1 protein-coding gene is annotated in these 1,392 nt (G+C 70.3%); it reads left to right on the top strand.

The annotated features are described in order from the left end of the window. Positions 1 to 1,392: pyruvate kinase (pyk, locus tag FZZ93_RS18145; protein ID WP_149323697.1), on the top strand; the 1,392-nt coding region annotated here is incomplete at both ends.

Raw genomic sequence — 1,392 nt, 5'->3', positions numbered from 1 at the left:
TCGCCGCACCAAGATCGTCGCCACCCTCGGGCCGGCCAGTGACAGGCCCGGCGTGCTCGAACGGATGATCGCCGCCGGCGTCGATGTGGTACGCCTCAACTTCTCCCACGGCGCCCCGGAGGATCATCGCCGCCGGCTCGTCGAGGTGCGCGAGATCGCCACCCGGCTCGGCCGCAGCGTGGCCGCGCTGGGCGACCTGCAAGGCCCCAAGATCCGCATCGCCCGCTTCCGTGACGGCGCCGTGGAGCTCGAGAACGGCCAGGCCTTCGTGCTCGACGTCGCCCTGGACGGCGAGGCCGGCGACGCCGGCCGGGTCGGCTGCGACTACAAGGCCCTGGCCGACGATGTCGCCCCCGGCGATCGCCTGCTGCTCGACGACGGCCGCCTGGTGGTCGACGTCACCCGCGTGGCCGGCAGCGAGATCCACACCACGGTGATCCAGGGCGGCCGACTCTCCAACAACAAGGGCATCAACAAGCAGGGCGGCGGCCTCTCCGCCCCGGCACTGACCGACAAGGACAAGGCCGACCTGGCGACCGCCATCGACATCGGCGTCGACTACCTGGCGGTGTCCTTCCCACGCAGCGCCGCCGACATGCACGAGGCGCGCGAGCTGCTCGGCAGCGCCGGCGCCGAGATCGGCCTGGTGGCCAAGCTCGAGCGCGCCGAGGCAGTGGCCGACGACACCACCCTGGACGGCATCATCGAGGCCAGCGAGGCGGTGATGGTGGCGCGCGGCGATCTCGGCGTGGAAATCGGCGACGAGGCCTTGATCGGCACCCAGAAGCGCATCATCAAGCATGCGCGCAGCCACAACCGCGCGGTGATCACCGCCACCCAGATGATGGAATCGATGATCGAGTCGCCGCTGCCGACCCGTGCCGAGGTGTTCGATGTGGCCAACGCCGTGCTCGATGCCACCGATGCGGTGATGCTCTCCGCCGAGACCGCCGCCGGCGATTTCCCGGTGGAGACCATCGAGGCCATGGCGCGGGTCTGCCTGGGCGCCGAGCGTGAGCGCATCGCCCAGGAATCCGGGCACCGCATCCACGAGGGCTTCTCGCGGATCGACGAGACCATCGCCCTGTCGGCGATGTACGCCGCCAACCACCTCTCCGGCGTAGCGGCCATCGCCTGCATGACGGCCACCGGCTACACGCCGCTGATCGCCTCGCGGATCCGCTCGGGGCTGCCGATCGTCGGGCTGGCCCACAACCCCGTCGCCCAGCGACGCATGGCGTTGTATCGTGGAGTGATATCCCTGCCCTTCGACACCAGCGAGATGACCGCCGGCGAGCTCAACGACCGTGCGCTGGAGCGCCTGGTGGCCCAGGGCATCGCCGAGCCGGGCGACCATGTGATCCTGACCCGCGGCGATCACATGAATGCCCA

It is taken from the genome of Halomonas eurihalina (assembly GCF_008274785.1).
Taxonomy (GTDB): domain Bacteria; phylum Pseudomonadota; class Gammaproteobacteria; order Pseudomonadales; family Halomonadaceae; genus Halomonas; species Halomonas eurihalina.
This window is presented reverse-complemented; position numbering and strand designations above follow the sequence as displayed.